The sequence below is a fragment of the Pedobacter sp. GR22-6 genome (assembly GCF_037402555.1).
Lineage (GTDB): Bacteria > Bacteroidota > Bacteroidia > Sphingobacteriales > Sphingobacteriaceae > Pedobacter.
This window is the reverse complement of the sequence record NZ_JBBEUC010000001.1, coordinates 1,541,692-1,561,569: the sequence shown is the minus strand read 5'-3', so window position 1 is coordinate 1,561,569 and position 19,878 is coordinate 1,541,692. Positions and strand designations below refer to the sequence as shown.

The following is a 19,878-nucleotide window of genomic DNA, read 5'->3' as shown; positions in this document are numbered from 1 at the left end:
CAAACTATCCAGACAACTACAAACACTGTGCTAATGTTTGCAAGTGGAAAAATAAAGACAATATTATGACAATGCTTCAACTACTTGTCCGCTAATACGATTTTTATAAAGGTAGCGATAGAATCTGAGAACTAGCTTAGCTCTGATATAACAAGTAAATACGCATGCACCAAACATGGCCTACAGACATGTAATAGTCGTATTAGACATAAATTGCTCAGATTTACTGCCAGCCGGAAAACAATATTTACTTTTTTATGTTAAATAACTCATTAAACAATTATACTTATAACTGACACTAACATTGGAATTTAAGCAAAAAATGCTTACTTTTGTACAAATTTTTAGACATTAATGAAGATATTTATTACAGGCCTTCCTTTAGAAGTAGGGGAAGATGAATTAACAGCCGTATTTGGTGATTTCGGTCAAGTAAAATCACTTAGGATTATCAAGGATCGCGAGACTGGTCAGAGTCGTGGTTTTGGTTTCGTGGAAATGCCGGTAGAAGAAGAGGCAAAAGAAGCAATCAAACGCATGAACGGTGGCGATTACAATGGTAACCGCATCAAGGTTGCAGAAGCTCAGGAAAAACCAAATACCGGTGGAAACGGTGGCGGTGGCTTCAAGCGCAACAACCGCACAGAAAAAAGCTACTAATAGCTTTTTTCTCTTTCAGTTTAACTGATTCTATATTTTAAATATATTAGAGCAGCAGTGTAGGCCTATGCCAATACTGCTGCTTTTTTTTTATAAATTGCACCGATGAAATACGCGAAACTCAGCCTTTTGTTTATCTTATTTTTCTTTCAACTGTTCTCCATTTATCAGCAGTCGAGTTACTTGCAGTTAATCGCCCTTGGATTATTCGGTATTACACTGGCCGCTACCTTCATCCATAGTACCAAACTCAAGGGAAGATTCCATAAGCGACTCTTCGCAGGGATTCTTTTTTCAATTGTAGGAAACTATTTCCTGCTCCATGTTGGTTTAGATAGCAATCAGCAACTCAGCAGCTTTGTAGTGCTACTACTGTGTCACATTTGCTACACCAGTGCCTTTTATCTGGATTTCCGTTCGGCACCAGAACTCGACAAAAAGGGCGCCCGAATGGCCATAGGAATCGTTTTTCTCTTTTGTGTAGGTTTTTATTTTTACTTCAGACCCCATATTGGAGCCGCCAGGGTACCTTTCCTGGCTTATGCCATCACGATCAGTTTCATGATGATGATGGCCGCCTTCAGGCACTTCAGGGTCAATGGGCCAAGCTTTAAACTTATTCTGATGGGTGCTGTACTATTTCTATTGTCCGATGTACTGGCCACAGCGTATGTTTTTTTAGGCAGTTCAAGTCAGACCCTTTTACTGAGCACAGCTACTTTCATGGCTGCCCAATACCTGATCACCATAGGAGGCATAGAACGCCAGCTGCTCCGAAAAGATTAATCCTTCTCTTTATTAAGTACGGTAAAAACCTGCACCAACCGCTCACCGTTCTCATCAACCAGCGTTAGTGTATGTTTTCCAGGAAGGGGGCTCAGCGCCAACTGATGGTAATCTTTAGTGGTTGCAACATAGGCATTGTCAATATGCCAGTAGATCTTTGCAGCTGCATTTCGGTGAGTCGCGTTGAAAACCACTTTACCACGTGTTCCGTCAAGCTCAACAGGAATATAGATACTCGCATTTTGTTTTGGATAGATCATATCCATAACGTAAGCATTCCCCGCATCCTCGCAGCCTGGCTTAAAGGGCGGGAGTTCTTTATAGCTGCTGTTTTTGATCTTATAATAGTATTCCATTGCCGGAGGCAATATGAACCAGGTTTTATGCTGCATCATCCCTGGGGATTCACATGCGTCTGTAACCCTGTAGGTAGCGGTTCTGTCCAGGTGTATCAGTTTATGGTAAGGACAAAGTCCGGTTTTTTCTCCTGACGGAGAAACTTCTGCTAGTACCTGATCCGGGCAATAGTTTCCTGCTTTGTAACCACTCTGCCGGCATACAGCCATTTTTTTCAATTGATGATCGGGTCTGCGGAACCATTTTCCGGCAGGCAACAGTTTGAAAATATCAAACAATACCGGCGCGGCAGCATCAATACCGGTCAGGCCTGGCCGTCCTTCGCCATCCGCATTTCCTACCCATACACAGACCACATAGTCCGGATTTACACCCACAGCCCAGGCATCCCGGAAGCCAAAACTGGTACCGGTCTTCCAGGCAAGGCGCTGTGAAGACGAAAATTGTTCCCATAAGCCCTCTTCACCCGGTCGCATGACCTCCTCCATTGCATTAAAAGTATTCCATATGGACCCAAAATCCAGTACAGAACTGAGCTCTGTCTCCAGATCATCAAAGCGGGTATCGCGTCCTCCGGACGTGTAAACAGCTGCATCATAGTCATGCGGATTGTACCTTCCTTTGTATTCATTGAAGTGATTAAGTGTTCTGGCCATTCCCATATAAGTTTTCGCAAGATCCCACAACGTAACTTCGCTACCTCCAAGAATCAGCGAAAGCCCATAATGGTCCGCTGGCTTATTGAGTGTACTCAATCCCATCTGCTTCAATTTATCGTAAAAGCGCTGATATTTGTACTGTTGCAACATCTTAACCGCAGGAATGTTCAGTGAACGACTTAGGGCCTGATCCGCAGGAATCGCCCCGTCATAACCCAGGTCATAGTTTTGCGGAGCATAACCACCAATCTGTGTAGGAACATCTGGTATGAGCGTTTTGGGCAAGATAAATCCGTCATTCATCATACTGGCATACAACAGGGGTTTCAGGGTACTGCCGGGACTGCGCGCAGCGGGGATCATGTCCACATGGCTTTCCAGTTCTTTGAATTCAGGTTGGTAGTTATTCCCTACATAACTCAACACTGTTCCTTTACGAACATCCAGCACGAGTGCAGCAATGTTATTAATGTCGTTCGCCTGATAACGATTATGGTAACGCCTGAGCAATGCATTGACCCTCAATTGCAGGTCATAATTTAGTGTTGAAGTGATCTGGGTACCCGAAAGCCCGGATCCTGAATTTCGCAAAACACCTCTGCGGTAATCATTTTTAAATCGGTTAAGCAGGTGAGGGGCATGTTGGGGCAAATCCAAAGGCTTCCCTGGAATGGGCTCCAGTTTGGAAAGATTTGCTGTCTGCTGATCTAAAACGCCAAGCCTCGCCATTTTATCCAGCAGGTCATTGCGTTTTTTAATCAGCCTGGGAGAGTTCTTTCCCGGATGCACCAGTGAGGGGCTATTTGGCAAGACTGCCAACGTGGCCATTTCTCCCCAGGAAAGACTTCCTGGAGCCCGCCCAAAGTAACGCCATGCTGCCGCATCCAGCCCCACAACATTACTGCCGAAGGGCGCATTAGCTGCGTAAAGTTTCAGTATTTCCGCTTTTGAGCTAAAGGCTTCCAGCCTGAAAGCCAGCAGCACTTCTATCAGTTTCTGCCAGATGGTCCTGCTTTCCCGCCTCGACAAACGGATCACCTGCATGGTCAGCGTACTACCGCCACTCACTACGCCACCCGCTTTTAGGTTCAATTGCACCGCCCTGCCCATTGCCATCACATCTACTCCGGGATGTTGGTAAAAACGCTTATCCTCGAATGCTATGATGCATTTGGCAAATTTATCTGGTATACTATCTGCTTCCGGAAATCGCCATTGGCCATCATTTGCGATGGACGCACTCAGCAATTGCCCATCGGCAGCAGCTATGACAAAAGACGTGGGACTTTTAAATAGCCTCGAAGGCAGCGACAATAGAAATACCAGTAGCAGCAAAAGGCAGAACACATCTGCAAAAAGAACGATTTTCTCTTCCTTTAACATGGCTTTAAATTGAGCGACACAGGTAACATTTTCCCATAACAACTGATCTGTAATAAATCAATTGTCATGGAAAAAATTTTTACATTCTTAAAATTAGCTGCAGGCTTTATTCGCTTTTTACTGATCAATGTATGGCCCCGACTATAACTATTTAATCACCTGGACCCATTTTCCATTCTCAGTGGCACTGATCGTATTGTTATACATGGCCTCACACTGCACTGCCGACAGGTAATACCTGCCGATATACGAGGCGTTCAGCAACACTTTATACACAACCGTTTCATTTTCCCTGAGGTTGAAATAGGTAAATACCCGGTCGTCACGAATGTCTCTGTAAGTATACGGTGAAGATGCAATGATACTTTCATTGTCATTTACCCGTGTATTGATGATTTCCCATCCAGACGGGAAAATCTGTGTCAGCGCCATTTGTTCGTAATAGCCCATGCGGCCCGGGTTCTTCACCGTCACTTCAGCATAGAAATCTGTACCTTGTTTCAGCAGACCAGGATCAATAGACTTCCCGTTCAGCAATTTGTAACTTACGTTCATTTCCATTGCCGCAGGGTCGGTTGGCAGGAAGTTGTTCTGACCAGCGGCGGGCTGGCCTTGTACGATCAGCCTTGCAAATAAGACCCGGTCACCGCTATTGCTAACGGAAACCCCGCCTTTGAAGCTCAATGGTGTGCTAACGAGGTATTGACTGGTATTTACATTTCCTTTTTTCCCATCTATCGTATAGTTGTACCGGATTTTGTTCGCCGCGCTGTTCTGACCACAGAATTTGGCAATGGCCAATAAACTATAGGCCGTAGTTTGTGTACTATACCAGTTATCCTGACCCAGTTTTGCGGCCAGAGGTTGCAGCAACGCAGCAGCCTCAGATTTCCGGCCAAGCAGGTTCAAAGTTTCCAGGATCATGGCTTCATCACGTACATCAGAACCATAAGTTCCGCCTAACTGGCTGTAAGGCTTCACTTCCTTGGCTAAGCCCTTGATGAGGTTGCTGGCGGCATCAGCCTGTCCGGCCAATTTGTAAGCGGCAGCCAATCTCCATTTTGCCGTTACCGACAAGTATTCGAAGCCCCGCAAACGGTTCATCGCGGCAATATCCGGACGCTTGGCCAGTGCCAGTACATATAAACGGTAAGACTGCAGCAAATCCCCTCCATAGAAGTTATTGCTATTGGGCGACCAACTGCTGGCTTTGCTTTTCAAATAGCGGCTCAGTTCATCCATCATGCCAACGGGTAGGGTATAGCCGAGATTCTGCGCTTCTATCAGGAAATGGCCGGCATAATTACTGCCCCATTCATCCGATGAGCCTTCCCCAGGCCAATAACTCAGACCTCCGTCCGGAGTTTGGAAACCACGTAAACGTGTAATTCCAGCTTTAATATTCTTTTCTGTATTCGCTTTTTGCTGATCATTCAATGCACTGAGTTGTCCCAGGAACAACTGCGGGAATACGCCTGAGGTGGTTTGTTCCACGCAACCATGCGGATATTGCATCAGGTAACTCAGTCGTTTTTTCAGATTGATCGGCGGGATCGTAGATAGCTCTACCGTTCCGGAATTGGTTCCTGCCATACCTACAGGCGCATAATTGAGGGACCAATTGCTGCCAGGCTGGATTACCGCAGAAACTACGTTTGTTACGTAAGGATTCGGATTTCTGATGTCCATCTCCACGTCATACTCGGTTTTTTCCGATCCACTCTGGGCAATCAGTTTTACTTTCGCAATACCGGTGAGTTCCGGCGCCTTGATTTCAAAATAGGCCAATTGTTCGCCAGGTTTTGCAAACTTCAACTGAACCGTTTTCGGCCCGCTGACCTGCAGATTTTGGGCCTGCAGACTGAGGCTTACATTTTTAAGGTTAGCCTCCGTTGCAAATACCGTAGCCGGCAGGGTAAAACTTTCACCCGGTCCAATGACCCTCGGCAATGTAGCGAGCAGCATGAGCGGTTTTTTGACCTGCACAGATTTCTCCGCAAAGCCATAAGCTCCATCCTGACCGGCAACCACCATTGCCCTCACCGCGCCAATGTACTGTGGCAATTTAAATTTATGCGTAGCTGAGCCACCTTTACTCAATGCGAAAGGTCCCAGGTATTTAACTACAGGCACAAAGCGGTTCGCTTTGGCCGGGTTCAGGTTGCGGTTCAGCGATCCGTCGCCACCAATGCTCAGGATTCGCTCCAGATTTCCGCCCCACGCACCCAGTACATAGTCAAACAAGTCCCAGGTTTTCACACCCAATCCCTCTCTGGCGTAAAATACCGCATGCGGATTAGGGGTTTTGAACCTGGTGAGGTCCAGCAGGCCTTCATCTACAATGGCTATGGTATAGGTCATGGCCTTTCCATTGGCTTCCGAAACCGTAATGCTGCTTTCCGTCTCCGGTTTCAGTTTGTCGGCCATCCGGATTACCGGTTTCAAAATCGTCTGTGGATCTTCGATCAGCAAGGGAATGGCTCCATACATCCTGATCGGAAGGTCATTGACCGTTTGTGCATGCGGCTGTAATAAGGTCACATTGGCAAAAACATTGGGGGCCATGTTCTGCTCAGCTTTGAACTTAAACTGTGTCTGCCCGGCCTTGGTATCCGTCCAGAAGGTCTTCAAGACCTTACTGCCGTTCTCAATAGAGATAAAAGCCCTGCCGCCTTCGCCGGAAGGAATGGTCAGCACCACTTCTTCACCGACAATGAATTTCGTTTTATTGGCTGTAAAGGACAGCATAGCCGCTTCTGTCGGATTCGCACTTTGCTCACGCTGTGCCCATCCAGGCCAGTCAATGTACACTGATTTTCCGGTAACATGACCGCCATTCAGATCACGGACCAGGATGAGGTAACGTCCCCATTCGGGTTCGTCGATCCTTAAATTCCAGCTTCCTTTACCGTCCAGCAGGGTAATATTTTCTTTCTTAACGAGTTTATTGTAAGAGTTCTGGGTGAAATTGGCAAAGGAATTCTGGTCATCCTGTTCCCACCACCAACGCCACTGCACCTTGTAGAGTTCCACGTCAACGGTCTTTCCACCGCCAACAAGTTTACCATTGCGGTTTACATTCACAATCTCAATTTTATGATCCCTGCCCGTCACCAGCATGCCACTCATTTTGTCGCCCTCAGGTGTTTTGATTCCGTAATAATTGTTGTACACATGGTAAGGGATGCTGAAATTGTCGATGCTGAAATTACCACCGGCTTCAAACACCTTTGTTGTAAAATTGGCCTTCAACATACCGGGAGCAGTGTTGTTCTCTGCCAGGCTGGTATTTACACGCGCCGAACCATTCTCATCCAGCGTACCCTCGAAGACAGTTTTTACCTGCGACTGGAAATTTACTGTTGGATTGTCAAAAGTATACGAATCAAAACCTTTGAAACTGGTCTTCATCGTATTTAGGTTCACATCCACTTTTGCCTTTAGGTGTTTTCCTACGGCACCGAAGAGCCAGTTGGCCGATAAGGTTGCATAAGATGCGCCACCGCTGCCCAGATATCCCGCATTGCCGATATCAAAGTTGATTTTCAAGCGGTTGGGCATTACCGTTTCTATTTTGATGGTCTTCGTGAAGCTTGCCCCACCCGCTTTTACCTTAGCCATCCAGTTGCCGGTAGGTGAGGTGCTTTCAGTCGCCGTTTTAAAGGCGTAAAAACCATTCAGGGGTTTTCCGTTGATGATGCGTTTGTACAATTGACCCTGTGGATTGTAGAGTTCAAAAGTTACCGGGTAACCGCCAGGCAGTTTTTTCAATTTATCTTCCAGGATAAAAGAAACATATACGGAATCACCCGGACGCCATACGCCGCGCTCTCCGTAGATGAAGCCTTTCAAGCCATTTTGGACTACATCACCACCCACGTCAAAACGGCTGAGTGGGAGGGAACTGCCGTCATCCATTTTCAGGTAACCGCGCTCCGTTCCATTTTTGGCCACAAGCAAAAACGGCTTACGCTTCAGATCGAAACTCGCCATACCATCACCATCGGTTTTTACTTTATGGATCAATTGCCTCTGGTAATCCAGCAATTCCAGTTCTACGCCACTCATCGGTTTGGCAGTCAGTAGATCCGTTGCAATGATCAACATGCTGTTGTCATTGCCCCGCTTGGCAATCAGCCCGATATTAGAGGCCATTACGTTCCTGCTTGCCCATTTATCATTCGTATAATAGGAAGGCGTACATGGATTATCACGGTCTTCCCAACGGTAATTCCTTGGATAATAACTGTTGTAGCGTTCCCAGAAATCATCATCTTCGTCTATTTTCTCTCCGTAACCATAGTATTCTTCATCATCACCCTGAGCACTTTCCGTCTCTACAGGATTGTCTGCACATTTGAATACATTATATTCTCTTCTGAATCCTATAGTGATGCGGTACATTGCTCCAGGTTCTGTTTTGATCAGCTTGTCCAGGTCCAGTGTGAAACGGTTTTTCTTGTGCAGGTCCAGGGCTTTGTCTTCATCCAGTCGGATCACTTTCTGCACCACAGGTTTCCCGACACGCCTCAACTCGCCACCATCACGATAACCATTGGTCTGGAAAAACTGGGGAATGTTGTTTTCATAGATTTTGATAATGGTCACATCCACAGCCTTTAGGTTCACCGCCTCAAAAGGCAATACCAATCTGCCTGAATTTGGTAAAATTGTACCGGTTCCCGCGATTACTGCCGAAGGCAGCTTATTTTCGAATACGATGTTGGCCGATTTTCCTGCACTCAATCGCTTGCCAGCTGTGTTTTCTATGCCTTCATTGACACTTAAGGTATAATTTCCTTCCAAAGCCAAGGTGGTGTAAACCTTAACCTGACTGCCATCTATGGTAAACCTGAGATCCGACTGTCCGGCCATTGAAATCAGGCCGGAAAGGTCCTGCGCTACCCCCACAGGTTCCGAAAATTGAACCAGGGCATAATCTTCCTGTTCCTGAATAGCCCTCATATCCAACACCTTAAAGACACCTGATGCAGGAACAGCAAGCTCAACCGTCCCCTTTCCATCCGCATCTATAGCATCTCCAGACCAGTTCAATTTGAGCACTTGCTCGCCCGCCGACTTTTTGATGCTGTCGATGGTAAATGTATAGGTGTTTTTTTCGGGTTGATGCTGCCATTTGATCTTCAATGGCTGTTTAAAATCAAGTTCCAATGCTTTTTCTATGGCTTTAGGATCTTCCTCATCTGAAGTATTGACCTCACCCTTCAACTTCATGTATTCCATGGCCGTATTGTTCTGGGAAACCAGCCCCTGATGGCTCAGGCTCATTCCAGGTTTGATGACCCGGAAATCAAATTCAAAATCTTCCAGACCTTGCTCCACTTCGGTTAACTTACCAAGTTCGAAGGTAGCCTCATAGTCTTCACCGGGTTCCAGTGGTTCATCCGGCCTAAACTCTACAGTTTGGGCATCAATCCAATAGGTCTTGCCCTTTACGGAAGGAGAGAAGCTGAACAGATCACGGGAGTCGGCTACGCCGACATCGTTCATGGTCTTCACTTCACTGGCCAGGTGCAAGCGGATAAAACTTTTCTTGGAGATCGTTCCTGAGGTATAGGCCTCAATGTATTGCGCATACTTTTGGTTGTAGTCTGCAGGCCTTTTCTTCTTTAAAAAGAACCAGGCTGCAATGCCAAACAGCAGTACAACAATGGCAGCAATAGACAGGGCTTTTCGATTCCGGGAGAAAAAAGACCCGGTCGGAGAGGGAGATGTTGGGGATTCCATACGCTAACGTTTTTCATATTATAGGTGCGTAGGAAAAGTAATAAAAATTGACGGTTAATAAAAGCAAATTAATTATCCGCTGTATGAATAACTGTATATCAGTGCGTAAAATGATTATCTGATCATTACACCGGGTTTATCTACCAGAGGAATGTGGATGAGGTTCTCGTCCACGATACTTTCCGGAAGAAAAATAAACTTCTTATCGAAAATAACCCCATCGATATAATAGCTCAGCCAATACTCGTTAGTGAGACCGAAAACCTCAGTATCAATGGCCTCTACACCCTTGAAAGACCGGGCATCCAGGTCCCCTAAAAAATGCCTCAGCACAGAGGTTTTCACCATCTTCCCATCTTTTTCACCGTAACCTTTAGAACTGATCAGCACGTTAGAAAGCGCACGATCTTTTAAATTGACTAAGTAGACCGTCCAGTTTTTTACTTCCGGCGTCTCTCCGATCAATACGACTGCCATCGCCACATCTTCAACTATATTTTCTGGAAGGTCTTTTTTCATAATACTATCATATTTTTTATGGCCATTGCGAGTCCGGAAGCAACTTCATCATGAACCAAGGTTAATCGTACCTCGCAATAACGGCAGTGTGCTACATCTTAACGGCTAAAAAAAATTGCTACTTCTTAGCCGCTGTCTTTTTCGCTGGTGCTTTCTTTACAGTGGTCGTCTTCCTTGCTGCAGTACCGGTTTTCTTTGCTGCCGCTTTTTTCTTCGGCTCAAATGCATTCGGAACTTGCTCTACGATTAGCTTCTTCACTTCGTCCAAAGAAATCACCGCCAGTTCTTCTGGTGTATATTTATCGTTGGTGGCCGGGTTTTTCCGAAGTTTCAGCATTTCTTTACCAAAACGGATGAAAGGTCCCCATCTGCCGTTTTCAATAGCTATTTTATCGGCATCCCATTGCTGGATGAATCGGTTGGCTTCTTTTTCTATCTTTTTAGCGATCAGTTCCTCAATATCTGTCTGGGAGAGCCTGTCGAAATTATAGGCCTTAGGTACGTTGATAAACAGGTCATTCCATTTGATGAAAGGCCCAAAACGCCCGGTGCCTTTAGTCACTGGCAGCGACTGGTAATGCGCCACCGGTGCATCTGCGGTAATTTTCTCTCCGATGATCTCAACCGCACGGGCCTGATCAATCGAAAGCGGATCTTCGTTCTTTGGAACTGAAATGTACGCATCTCCCCATTTTACGTAAGGCCCAAAACGGCCTACACCTACAGAGACTTCTTTACCTTCATAGTCTTCCAATGAAAAAGGCAATTTAAATTGTTCCAAAGCCTGTTCCAATGTGATGGTGGCAACCGACTGGCTTTTCGCCAGGCTTGCATAACGTGGCTTTTCAGCACCTTCATCATCGCTCAGTTCACCGATCTGAACCAGGGGTCCAAATCTGCCAACCTTAGTATATACATTCTTTCCGGATACAGGATCTATACCCAACAGACGCTCGCCATTAGCACGGTCGGCATTCTCCAGCGTAGTTTCTACCTCAACATGGAAAGGCGTATAAAAGGAGTGGAGCATTTTTGTCCATTCCTGTAAGCCCTGTGCGATCTCATCAAATTCCTTCTCAACATTTGCCGTAAAGTTAAAATCAACAATACCTTTAAAATGCTCTACCAGAAAGTCATTTACGACTTCACCAATGTCTGTGGGGAACAGTTTTCCTTTTTCAGCACCGGTAATTTCAGTTTTTTGTTGTTTGACCACTTTGCCAGCGCTCAGCACAATAGAACCAAAAGCACGCTGACGGCCGTCACGGTCTTCTTTCACCACATAACCACGATTTTGGATCGTGGAAATGGTAGGTGCATACGTGGATGGTCGCCCTATGCCCAGCTCTTCCAGTTTCTTCACCAGAGCGGCCTCTGTATATCTCGCCGGAGGTCTTGAGAAACGCTCCGTTGCGTTCATTTCTTTTAAAGTCAATTCCTGCCCGCGTGTCAAGGGAGGCAGTAAACTCGAGTTTTCCGAATCATCCTGCTCATCTTCATCTGAAGATTCCAGGTAAACTTTCAGGAAGCCATCGAATTTCAATACTTCACCTTCAGCAATCAGGATTTCTTTGCGCGTGCTGATGCCAATCTGAGCAGTAGTTTTCTCAAATAAGGCTTCGCTCATCTGCGAGGCGATTGCACGTTTCCAGATCAGCTCATACAGACGCTGCTCAGAACTATCACCTGGCACAGTGTGCTGGTTGAAATAAGTAGGACGGATGGCCTCGTGAGCTTCCTGCGCACCAGCTGATTTGGTTTTATAAACCCTCAGGTGATGGTATTTATCCCCGTATGCCGACTTGATCTCTGCGGCAGCAGCTTGCAGGGCAGTCTCAGACAAATTCACAGAATCGGTCCTCATGTAAGTAATGCGTCCGCTTTCATACAGGCGTTGTGCAATCTGCATGGTCCTGGATACAGAGTAACCCAATTTACGGGATGCCTCCTGCTGCAGGGTAGAAGTAGTAAAGGGTGCTGCCGGATTACGTTTAGCGGGTTTGGTCTCCAAACTGTCAACTGCAAATCCTGCATTAATGCAATCATTGAGGAAAGCTTCCGCATCCGCTTCTTTTTCAAAACGTTGTGGCAGTTCTGCTTTCACAATTTCACGTGCATTTCCAGTGAGGAACTGTGCAGTGATCTTGTATGCCGCAGCGGCATTGAATTTATTTACTTCGCGCTCACGGTCTACGATCAGGCGTACCGCCACAGACTGTACACGACCTGCGGACAACGAAGGTTTGATCTTTTTCCACAGCACTGGCGACAATTCGAAACCTACCAGACGGTCCAGCACCCGGCGTGCCTGTTGTGCATGCACAAGGTTGTAATCGATTGTCCTTGGTGTTTCTATTGCTTTTAAAATCGCAGGTTTAGTGATCTCATGAAAAACGATCCTCTTGGTTTTGGCTTCTTTAAGCCCCAAAGTCTCGTATAAGTGCCAGGAAATGGCTTCTCCCTCGCGGTCCTCATCGGATGCGAGCCAGACCATTTCGGCATCCTTGGCTAATTTTTTAAGTTCTGCAACGACTTGTTTCTTATCAGCGGGTACTTCGTAGGTTTGAGCAAAATTGTTGTCGATGTCAATGCCCATATCCCCCTTAACCAGATCACGGATATGCCCGTAGCTTGATTTAACGAGGAAATCTTTACCTAAATACCCTTCTATGGTTTTAGCTTTTGCAGGTGACTCAACTATTAATAAATTCTTAGCCATTCAGGAGGTTTTTCTGCAAATAAAGCTATAAATACGGCTAATATCAAAATCAGAACTAAAATTTGTCATAAAAATATTCCGAATTAATCAATTTTATTCTCCAATAGTTAAGGGTTTCTTAGCCTGGAGACCAGCTGCCCGACTAAGAAACCCTATAATTATTAAGCGGTTAAATTAATCCTGCCACAGTAGGTGCTATTGGAAACCTCCATTCTGTCATCGGAAACAAAAGCGATGTAAGTTTCCACATAACTTTCATCGAAGCCTGTACCATCATTCTTCAGGTGGACATCAAGTCCTAACACATCTGATCGATCGACCCGGCGTGCGCCGCTTGTGCAATAGCTGCTTTTTCCGGTCTCCGGAAAGAAAGCCAGCATCATCACCTGATCACGCTGCCGCTCTCCATAGCAATTTGGATCTGACTCCCAGCTGAACTTGAGTTTGACTGTTCTGTTTTGCTGATCGTACACAGACAACTCCGCGACTGGATTCAGTGCTGCCGGCAGCACTCCCGCCGCTACTATCGCTTTTGAAAAGTCAAAATGCTGATCAGGATATTCGCCGTATACGGCAGGTAGGTTTAGGGACATTCCTGCATTTCTTGGAATCTGCGTAGTGCCTGCTACGTAGGGTTTGAAGCTTACATCAGTGAACGCTCTGATGGGGCTCACAAACTTGGATACGATGCTAAAGGCATTAGTGGAAGCTTTTTGAGCAGAGCTTCTTTTCTTTTTGGTGGGGATAGACTTCATCCTGATCAATGGCTGCCCTAAGCGAATGTAGCCAACATGATTGCCCAATTTGCCCACTATCGGGCCCGAAATTCCGTTCTTTAAACGTGCCATAATATAATATGATTTAATAAGCTGCACCATTGCAGCCTATACAAATTTACTATAAGAATGTCCAATTGCCAACTCTGTGCGATGGTCCAGTATTTCTAACCGGCCCTTTGTAAGCGTGTTTTCTCCGGCTTTTTGATCAAAAAGTCGGAGAAAACACGGAGCGGTGCTGGAACGTAGACGGACACAGCCACCACTCATTGTTGGAAATTATATTAGCGATTTGATTAGATTTTACGGAATGATTATAAATAGCTAATGTGATATATTTAACTTCGCATATATCAAAGCATATAACTATGAACACATTATTAATTTTCCTCGCTTTATTTTTTACACCTCCTGTGAAAAACGTATACGATTTCTCCTTCAAAACAATTGATGGAAAAGAAGTCAAGCTTTCTAAATTCAAAGGAAAGAAGATCATGATTGTAAATACGGCTTCCAAATGTGGTTTCACACCCCAATATGAGGATCTGGAAAAACTGCATAAGCAATATGGCAAAAAATTAGTCCTGATCGGTTTTCCCGCAGGAAATTTTGGCGGACAGGAATTGGCTACCAATTCTGAGATCCAGGATTTCTGCAAAAAGAACTTCGGCGTGACTTTCCTGCTGAGCGAGAAAGTAAGCGTGAAGGGTGCAGACATCAATCCCTTGTTCAAATACCTGACTGCCGCAGAGAACCCTGATTTCAAAGGTGACATCAACTGGAATTTCGAAAAATTCCTGATCAATGAAAAAGGTGAGTTGGTACACCGTTTCCGTTCTAAAATAAAACCAACAGACGAGAGCATCGTTAAAAATCTTTAATGACCAAAAAAACAATACTCAGACACTGTCTGCCGCTGCTGTTTGCAGCATTACTGTTTTCCTGCAGTACAGGATACCGGCTTAGCAGGAGCAATCGTGCCGACTATCCAATAGATAGTCAACTGGCGGCCGACAGTGTCATTATAAAGACCTACCTGCCTTATAAAGCGCAGATGGAAGCAGAGATGAGGCAGGTAATTGCGCACTCTGCTGTGTTGATGTCTAAGAAAAGCAGCGATACGCTTCCGGAAAGCCTACTCAGCAATTTCTTTGCTGATGCGGTGATGCACCAGGCATTAAAATTAGATCCAAATATAGATTTTGCGATTCCTTCTACAAAGGGTGGACTTAGGGTAGACCTTCCCAAAGGCAACATTACGGTTTCCAATATTTTTGAACTGATGCCATTTGAAAATGAAGTAGTGGTCTATGATGTCACAGGAATTCAGCTGAAGCAACTCCTCGACTTTATTGCCTCTACTAATGGTCAGCCCATCAGTGGTTTTCAAATGCAGATCAAAGACAAAAAACTGCTCAGTGCAACTTACAAGGGAAAGCCTTTTGAAGACAACAAGACTTACAGGATCATGACTTCTGATTACATTGGCGGGGGAGGTGACAAAGTACCTGTGTTTAAGGACATAACAAGCAGAAAAGCCATAGGTCTTAAGGTCCGTGATGCCCTAATGAAAGAGGTCAAAGAAAAAGAAGCTGCCGGAGAATTGCTGAACCCGGTGTTGGACAACAGAATCATCAAATTATAAAGTAATGAAAGAATTGATCAACCGCAGAAACTTCATCCGGAACAGTGCAGCAGCAGCATTGGGCTTTAGTGTTTCCGGTGGTTTGGGTTTTGATGCCAGCGCCGCGATAGCAGGAGGGGACCTGGTGAAGCTGACCATATTGCATACCAACGATGTGCACAGCAGGATAGAACCTTTTCCCTTGGACGGATCTAAATATGCCGGACTGGGCGGAACTGCCAGAAGAGCCGCCTTATTAGCTAAGATCAGGTCTGAGGAACAAAATGTATTACTCCTGGATACGGGAGATATTTTTCAGGGTACACCTTACTTTAATAAGTTTGGCGGTGAACTCGAAATTAAGCTGATGAGCATGATGGGCTACGATGCGGCTACCATGGGCAATCATGATTTTGACAATGGCCTGGAGGGCTTTCATAAGCAACTGCCTCATGCTAAATTTCCCATCCTTTGCGCCAACTATGACTTTTCGAATACCCTGATGAAGGGTGCGACGAAAGCCTACCAAATTTTTAAGAAAGCAGGACTGAAAATAGGCGTATTTGGAATCGGGCTGGAGCTTAAAGGCCTTGTTGCTGATGCGAATTACGGAGACACCCGCTATTTGGATCCAGTGAAAAAAGCAAATGAGACGGCGGCACTGCTGAAGAATGAATTGAATTGCGACCTGGTGATCTGCCTTTCCCACCTGGGTTATAAATATGAGAACGATAAGGTTTGTGATCAGATTTTGGCGAAAAACACAAGTAACATCGATCTGATCATCGGTGGACATACACATACCTTTATGGACCAACCGGAGGATGTACAGAATTTAAGCGGGGGAATCACAACCATCAATCAGGTAGGTTTTGCCGGTATCAACCTGGGCAGGGTAGACTACTACTTTGAAAAATATAAAGGCAGACGTGTAAAAACAGGCCTGCCTTATGTGATCACTAACGAATTGGGATAGCTTTAAAGCTTCATTGATTTTTTAGCACAGGAAACCACCGCCCAGCAAGTCGTTTCCTTCATAGAACACGGCAGACTGTCCAGGTGCTATGGCCGATACGTTATGATCGAATACCACACGCATCCGGTCTTTCTCCTGTACAATAGTGCTCAGCATACCAGCATCCTTGTAACGGATTTTGGTAATGACATTATCCATAGGTTCCAGGATGTTCTCATACTTCACCATATTCACATTCCTCACCATAGCTTCTTTACGTTCCAGTTCATCTGCACGTCCCAATACTACTGTATTGCTCTCCGGCAGGATCTGGATCACGAACATCGGTTCACCAAAAGCGATACCCAGTCCCTTACGCTGACCGATGGTATAGAAAGGATAGCCCTTATGCTGACCCACCACCATGCCATTGCTCAATATAAAATTGCCGCCCGCGACACGCTCTTCCAGATCCTCTACTTTATGTCTCAGAAATGACCGGTAATCATTATCAGGCACAAAGCAGATCTCATAGCTTTCGCTTTTCTTTGCCAGTTCTTCCTGTCCCATGTCCAATGCCATTTGACGGATCTCCGATTTGGCAAAAGAGCCCAAAGGAAATTGCGTACGGGAAAGGTTTTCCTGTGATACGCCCCAAAGCACATAAGATTGGTCTTTATTTTCGTCTTTACCTTTAGAGATCACGTAGCGGCCGCTGTCCTGCTGGCGGATATTGGCATAGTGACCTGTAGCGATGAACTCGCAGTCCAGTTTGTTTGCCCGTTTCAATAAGGCTTCCCATTTGATGTGCGTATTACAAAGCACACAAGGATTTGGTGTACGCCCTGCGAGGTATTCATCTACGAAGTTATCGATGACAAAATCGCCAAATTCATCCCTGATATCGAGGATATAATGTGGAAATCCATAATTTACTGCCAGTGTACGCGCATCATTGATGCTGTCGAGGCTGCAGCAACCGGTTTCTTTACTGCTGCTGCCGGAGGTGGCATAATCCCATGTTTTCATGGTGAGGCCAATGACTTCATAACCTTGTTCGTGGAGCATGACCGCTGCAACTGAACTGTCGACGCCGCCACTCATGGCGACCAATATTCTTCCTTTTTTACTCATTTTTTTAATACTGCCACGGGTTCAAGGCCCGGTGATTAAGATATAAGCTGCAAAAGTACGGGATTTTTTGGGTTTATCTGAAACCCGGAGTCAGGGACGGGTAATAAATTCGACGGCGCATGGATTTGCACTGATGAAGTCAAACGTATTAGCAAAGCTAAAAACAGTGTTTTTTATTATTTTTTTAATACATTAGTCGATAGATTAGCAAAGCGTAAAAAATATCATTAAACTAAACATGAAGAAAGCATTATTGTACTGTTTACTGTTGTCGCCGGCCATGGCATCGGCACAGCAAAATCTGGTGAAGTATGTGAGGCCGATCATCGGCACACAAAAAATGGGACATACTTATCCCGGGGCAACGGTACCTTTTGGGGCTGTACAACTCAGTCCGGATACTGATACCTTATCCTACGAGCTCAACGGAAAGTACAATGGCGATATCTATAAGTATTGCGCAGGCTACAAATACGAGGATAAGACCATCGTAGGTTTCAGTCATACGCATTTCAGCGGCACAGGCCACTCTGACCTGGGCGATTTCCTGATTATGCCAACACAGGGAAAACTGCAATTGAACCCAGGTACAGCCAGCGATCCGAAATCAGGTTTCCGTTCTGCATTCTCCCATGCCAATGAAGTTTCAGAGGCCGGTTATTACAAGGTAAAACTGGATGATGACAACATCACCGCTGAAATGACCGCCACCAACAGGGTAGGGATCCACCAATACACCTTCCCTAAATCTGATCAGTCGCACATCATCCTGGACCTGATGTCGGGCATCTACAATTACGATGACAAGACTGTGTGGACCTATGTAAGGGTGGTGAATGATACCCTCATTACCGGTTACAGACAGACGAATGGCTGGGCGCGTACCCGTACGGTGTATTTCGCCATGTCGTTCTCTAAACCTTTCCGCGAGTACGGACAAAAGAACTTTGAGAAAACACAGGTGTACCGCGGTTTCTGGAGAAAATTTGACCAAACGAAGAATCACCCTGAAATTGCCGGCAAGCGCATCAGGATGTATTTCGACTTCGCTACAGAAGCGCAGGAAAAAATCCAGGTGAAGTTTGCCATTTCTCCGGTGAGCCAGGACAATGCCCTTGAAAATATGCGTGCAGAAGCACAGGGCTGGGATTTCAATAAATTTAAGAGTCAGGCACAAGCCGACTGGAACAAGGAGCTGAACAAGATTAAAGTGGAAGCTTCGGAAGATGATAAAATCAATTTTTACACCGCTTTGTATCATTCATTCATCAATCCGACCAATTATAGCGATGTGAATGGCGAATATAAAGGATTGGATCAGGGCATCCATAAAGCAGATGGCTTTACCAATTACACCACTTTCTCTTTATGGGATACCTACAGGGCATTACACCCTTTCTTCAACATCATCCAACCGAAGCGCAACAATGATATTGTAAAATCGATGATGGCACATTACGAACAGAATAGTTTGAAAATGCTGCCGATCTGGTCGCACTATGCCAATGAAAACTGGTGCATGAGCGGCTACCACAGTGTTTCTGTTTTAGCGGATGCAATCATCAAAGGAGTATATGACGGCGATGCCCAAAAAGCTCTGGACGCCTGTATCGTGACGGCCAATCACAGAAATTATGAAGGCATTGGCGATTATATTGATATGGGTTATATCCCTGCTGAACGTAGCGGAACCTCCGTATCCAATACACTGGAATATGCATATGACGACTGGTGTATCTCACAAATGGCCAAAAAACTAGGTCGTAATGATGTATACGATACTTTCATGAAACGCGCGGCCAGCTGGAAAAATGTCTTTGATCCTTCAATCGGCTTCATGAGACCCAAAATGGCTGACGGTTCTTTCAAGAAGGAATTTGATGCATTGAGCACACATGGGCAAGGCTTTATTGAAGGAAATACCTGGAACTACAGTTTCTTCGTTCCGCAGGATCCTAAGGCCATGATCGCAGCCATGGGCGGCGCTAAAAAAGTTACTTCGAGGTTGGATTCCCTGTTCTCTATGCACCTGCCTGATGAATTCTTTGCCGAAACAGAAGACATCACCCGTGAGGGGATCATCGGTGGGTATGTGCACGGAAATGAGCCTGCACACCATGTGGCCTATTTGTACAACTGGGTCGGTCAGCCCTGGAAAACGCAGGAAAAGATCCGTATGATCCTGAAAATGCAATACAAATCGACACCGGATGGATTGGGCGGCAATGATGACTGCGGACAGATGAGCGCCTGGTACATGTTCTCCTCACTTGGTTTTTATCCGGTAGCACCTGGTTCAGACGAATATTCACTGGGTAGTCCTGCGGTAAAGAATGCCGTACTTGCATTGGAAAATGGCAAAACCTTTACCGTAGAAGCGCTGAACCAGAGTGACAAAAATGTGTACGTCACTAAAGTCTTGTTGAATGGCAAACCATTGACAGACTGGAAGATCAAACATTCAGACATCACCAATGGTGGTAAACTGAGCTTCTACATGTCGGCCAAAGCCAAAAAATAGACCTTAAAAATAAGGTATAAAAAAAGTCAGGTAAGGT

General features: G+C 45.5%; 12 protein-coding genes. 6 read left to right on the top strand and 6 right to left on the bottom strand.

Features of this window, described 5'->3' with window-relative positions:
* The first annotated feature begins 354 nt into the window (after positions 1-354).
* Both WAE59_RS07335 and WAE59_RS07330 read left to right on the top strand, forming a co-directional pair.
* The gene (locus WAE59_RS07335) at positions 355-660 is read left to right on the top strand and encodes an RNA recognition motif domain-containing protein (RefSeq protein WP_337855289.1); all 306 of its coding nucleotides are present in this window, start codon (positions 355-357) and stop codon (positions 658-660) included.
* Between the two features lie 105 nt (positions 661-765).
* Positions 766-1,446, top strand: a complete 681-nt coding sequence (locus WAE59_RS07330) for a lysoplasmalogenase (RefSeq protein ID WP_337855288.1) — start codon at positions 766-768, stop codon at positions 1,444-1,446.
* Here the strand turns inward: WAE59_RS07330 and pbpC are convergent.
* The 5 genes from pbpC to WAE59_RS07305 all read right to left on the bottom strand — a co-directional run bounded on the left by pbpC (position 1,443) and on the right by WAE59_RS07305 (position 13,679).
* A complete protein-coding gene (gene pbpC / locus WAE59_RS07325) occupies positions 1,443-3,845 on the bottom strand; it encodes a penicillin-binding protein 1C (protein WP_337855287.1) in 2,403 nt (800 codons plus the stop codon). The two genes, WAE59_RS07330 and pbpC, sit on opposite strands and share 4 nt — an antisense overlap.
* Positions 3,846-3,992: 147 nt before the next feature.
* Positions 3,993-9,593, bottom strand: a complete 5,601-nt coding sequence (locus WAE59_RS07320) for an alpha-2-macroglobulin family protein (RefSeq protein ID WP_337855286.1) — start codon at positions 9,591-9,593, stop codon at positions 3,993-3,995.
* 114 nt (positions 9,594-9,707) lie between these two features.
* Positions 9,708-10,112: a hypothetical protein gene (locus tag WAE59_RS07315; protein ID WP_337855285.1), complete on the bottom strand. Its 405-nt coding sequence runs from the start codon at positions 10,110-10,112 to the stop codon at positions 9,708-9,710.
* Positions 10,113-10,230: 118 nt separating this feature from the next.
* Positions 10,231-12,831 carry a type I DNA topoisomerase gene (gene topA, locus WAE59_RS07310; RefSeq protein ID WP_337855284.1) on the bottom strand — a complete coding sequence of 867 codons (2,601 nt, stop codon included), beginning with the start codon at positions 12,829-12,831 and terminating at the stop codon, positions 10,231-10,233.
* A gap of 161 nt (positions 12,832-12,992) precedes the next feature.
* A complete protein-coding gene (locus WAE59_RS07305) occupies positions 12,993-13,679 on the bottom strand; it encodes a DUF6266 family protein (RefSeq protein WP_337855283.1) in 687 nt (228 codons plus the stop codon).
* A gap of 296 nt (positions 13,680-13,975) precedes the next feature.
* Here WAE59_RS07305 and WAE59_RS07300 point away from each other — a divergent pair, with 296 nt between their 5' ends.
* From WAE59_RS07300 to WAE59_RS07290, 3 genes are read left to right on the top strand one after another with little or no spacing between them, the layout of a single operon-like run.
* Positions 13,976-14,488 carry a glutathione peroxidase gene (locus WAE59_RS07300; RefSeq protein ID WP_337855282.1) on the top strand — a complete coding sequence of 171 codons (513 nt, stop codon included), beginning with the start codon at positions 13,976-13,978 and terminating at the stop codon, positions 14,486-14,488.
* Positions 14,488-15,252, top strand: coding sequence for a 5'-nucleotidase (locus WAE59_RS07295; RefSeq protein ID WP_337855281.1), 765 nt, complete (start codon positions 14,488-14,490; stop codon positions 15,250-15,252). The genes WAE59_RS07300 and WAE59_RS07295 overlap by 1 nt, the downstream gene beginning before the upstream one ends.
* 4 nt (positions 15,253-15,256) lie before the next feature.
* Positions 15,257-16,207, top strand: coding sequence for a bifunctional metallophosphatase/5'-nucleotidase (locus tag WAE59_RS07290; RefSeq protein ID WP_337855280.1), 951 nt, complete (start codon positions 15,257-15,259; stop codon positions 16,205-16,207).
* Positions 16,208-16,228: 21 nt separating this feature from the next.
* Here the strand turns inward: WAE59_RS07290 and mnmA are convergent, their stop codons facing one another.
* Positions 16,229-17,320 carry a tRNA 2-thiouridine(34) synthase MnmA gene (gene mnmA, locus WAE59_RS07285; RefSeq protein WP_337855279.1) on the bottom strand — a complete coding sequence of 364 codons (1,092 nt, stop codon included), beginning with the start codon at positions 17,318-17,320 and terminating at the stop codon, positions 16,229-16,231.
* A gap of 238 nt (positions 17,321-17,558) precedes the next feature.
* Between mnmA and WAE59_RS07280 the strand changes: the two genes are divergently transcribed.
* Positions 17,559-19,841: a GH92 family glycosyl hydrolase gene (locus WAE59_RS07280; RefSeq protein ID WP_337855278.1), complete on the top strand. Its 2,283-nt coding sequence runs from the start codon at positions 17,559-17,561 to the stop codon at positions 19,839-19,841.
* Positions 19,842-19,878: the final 37 nt, after the last annotated feature.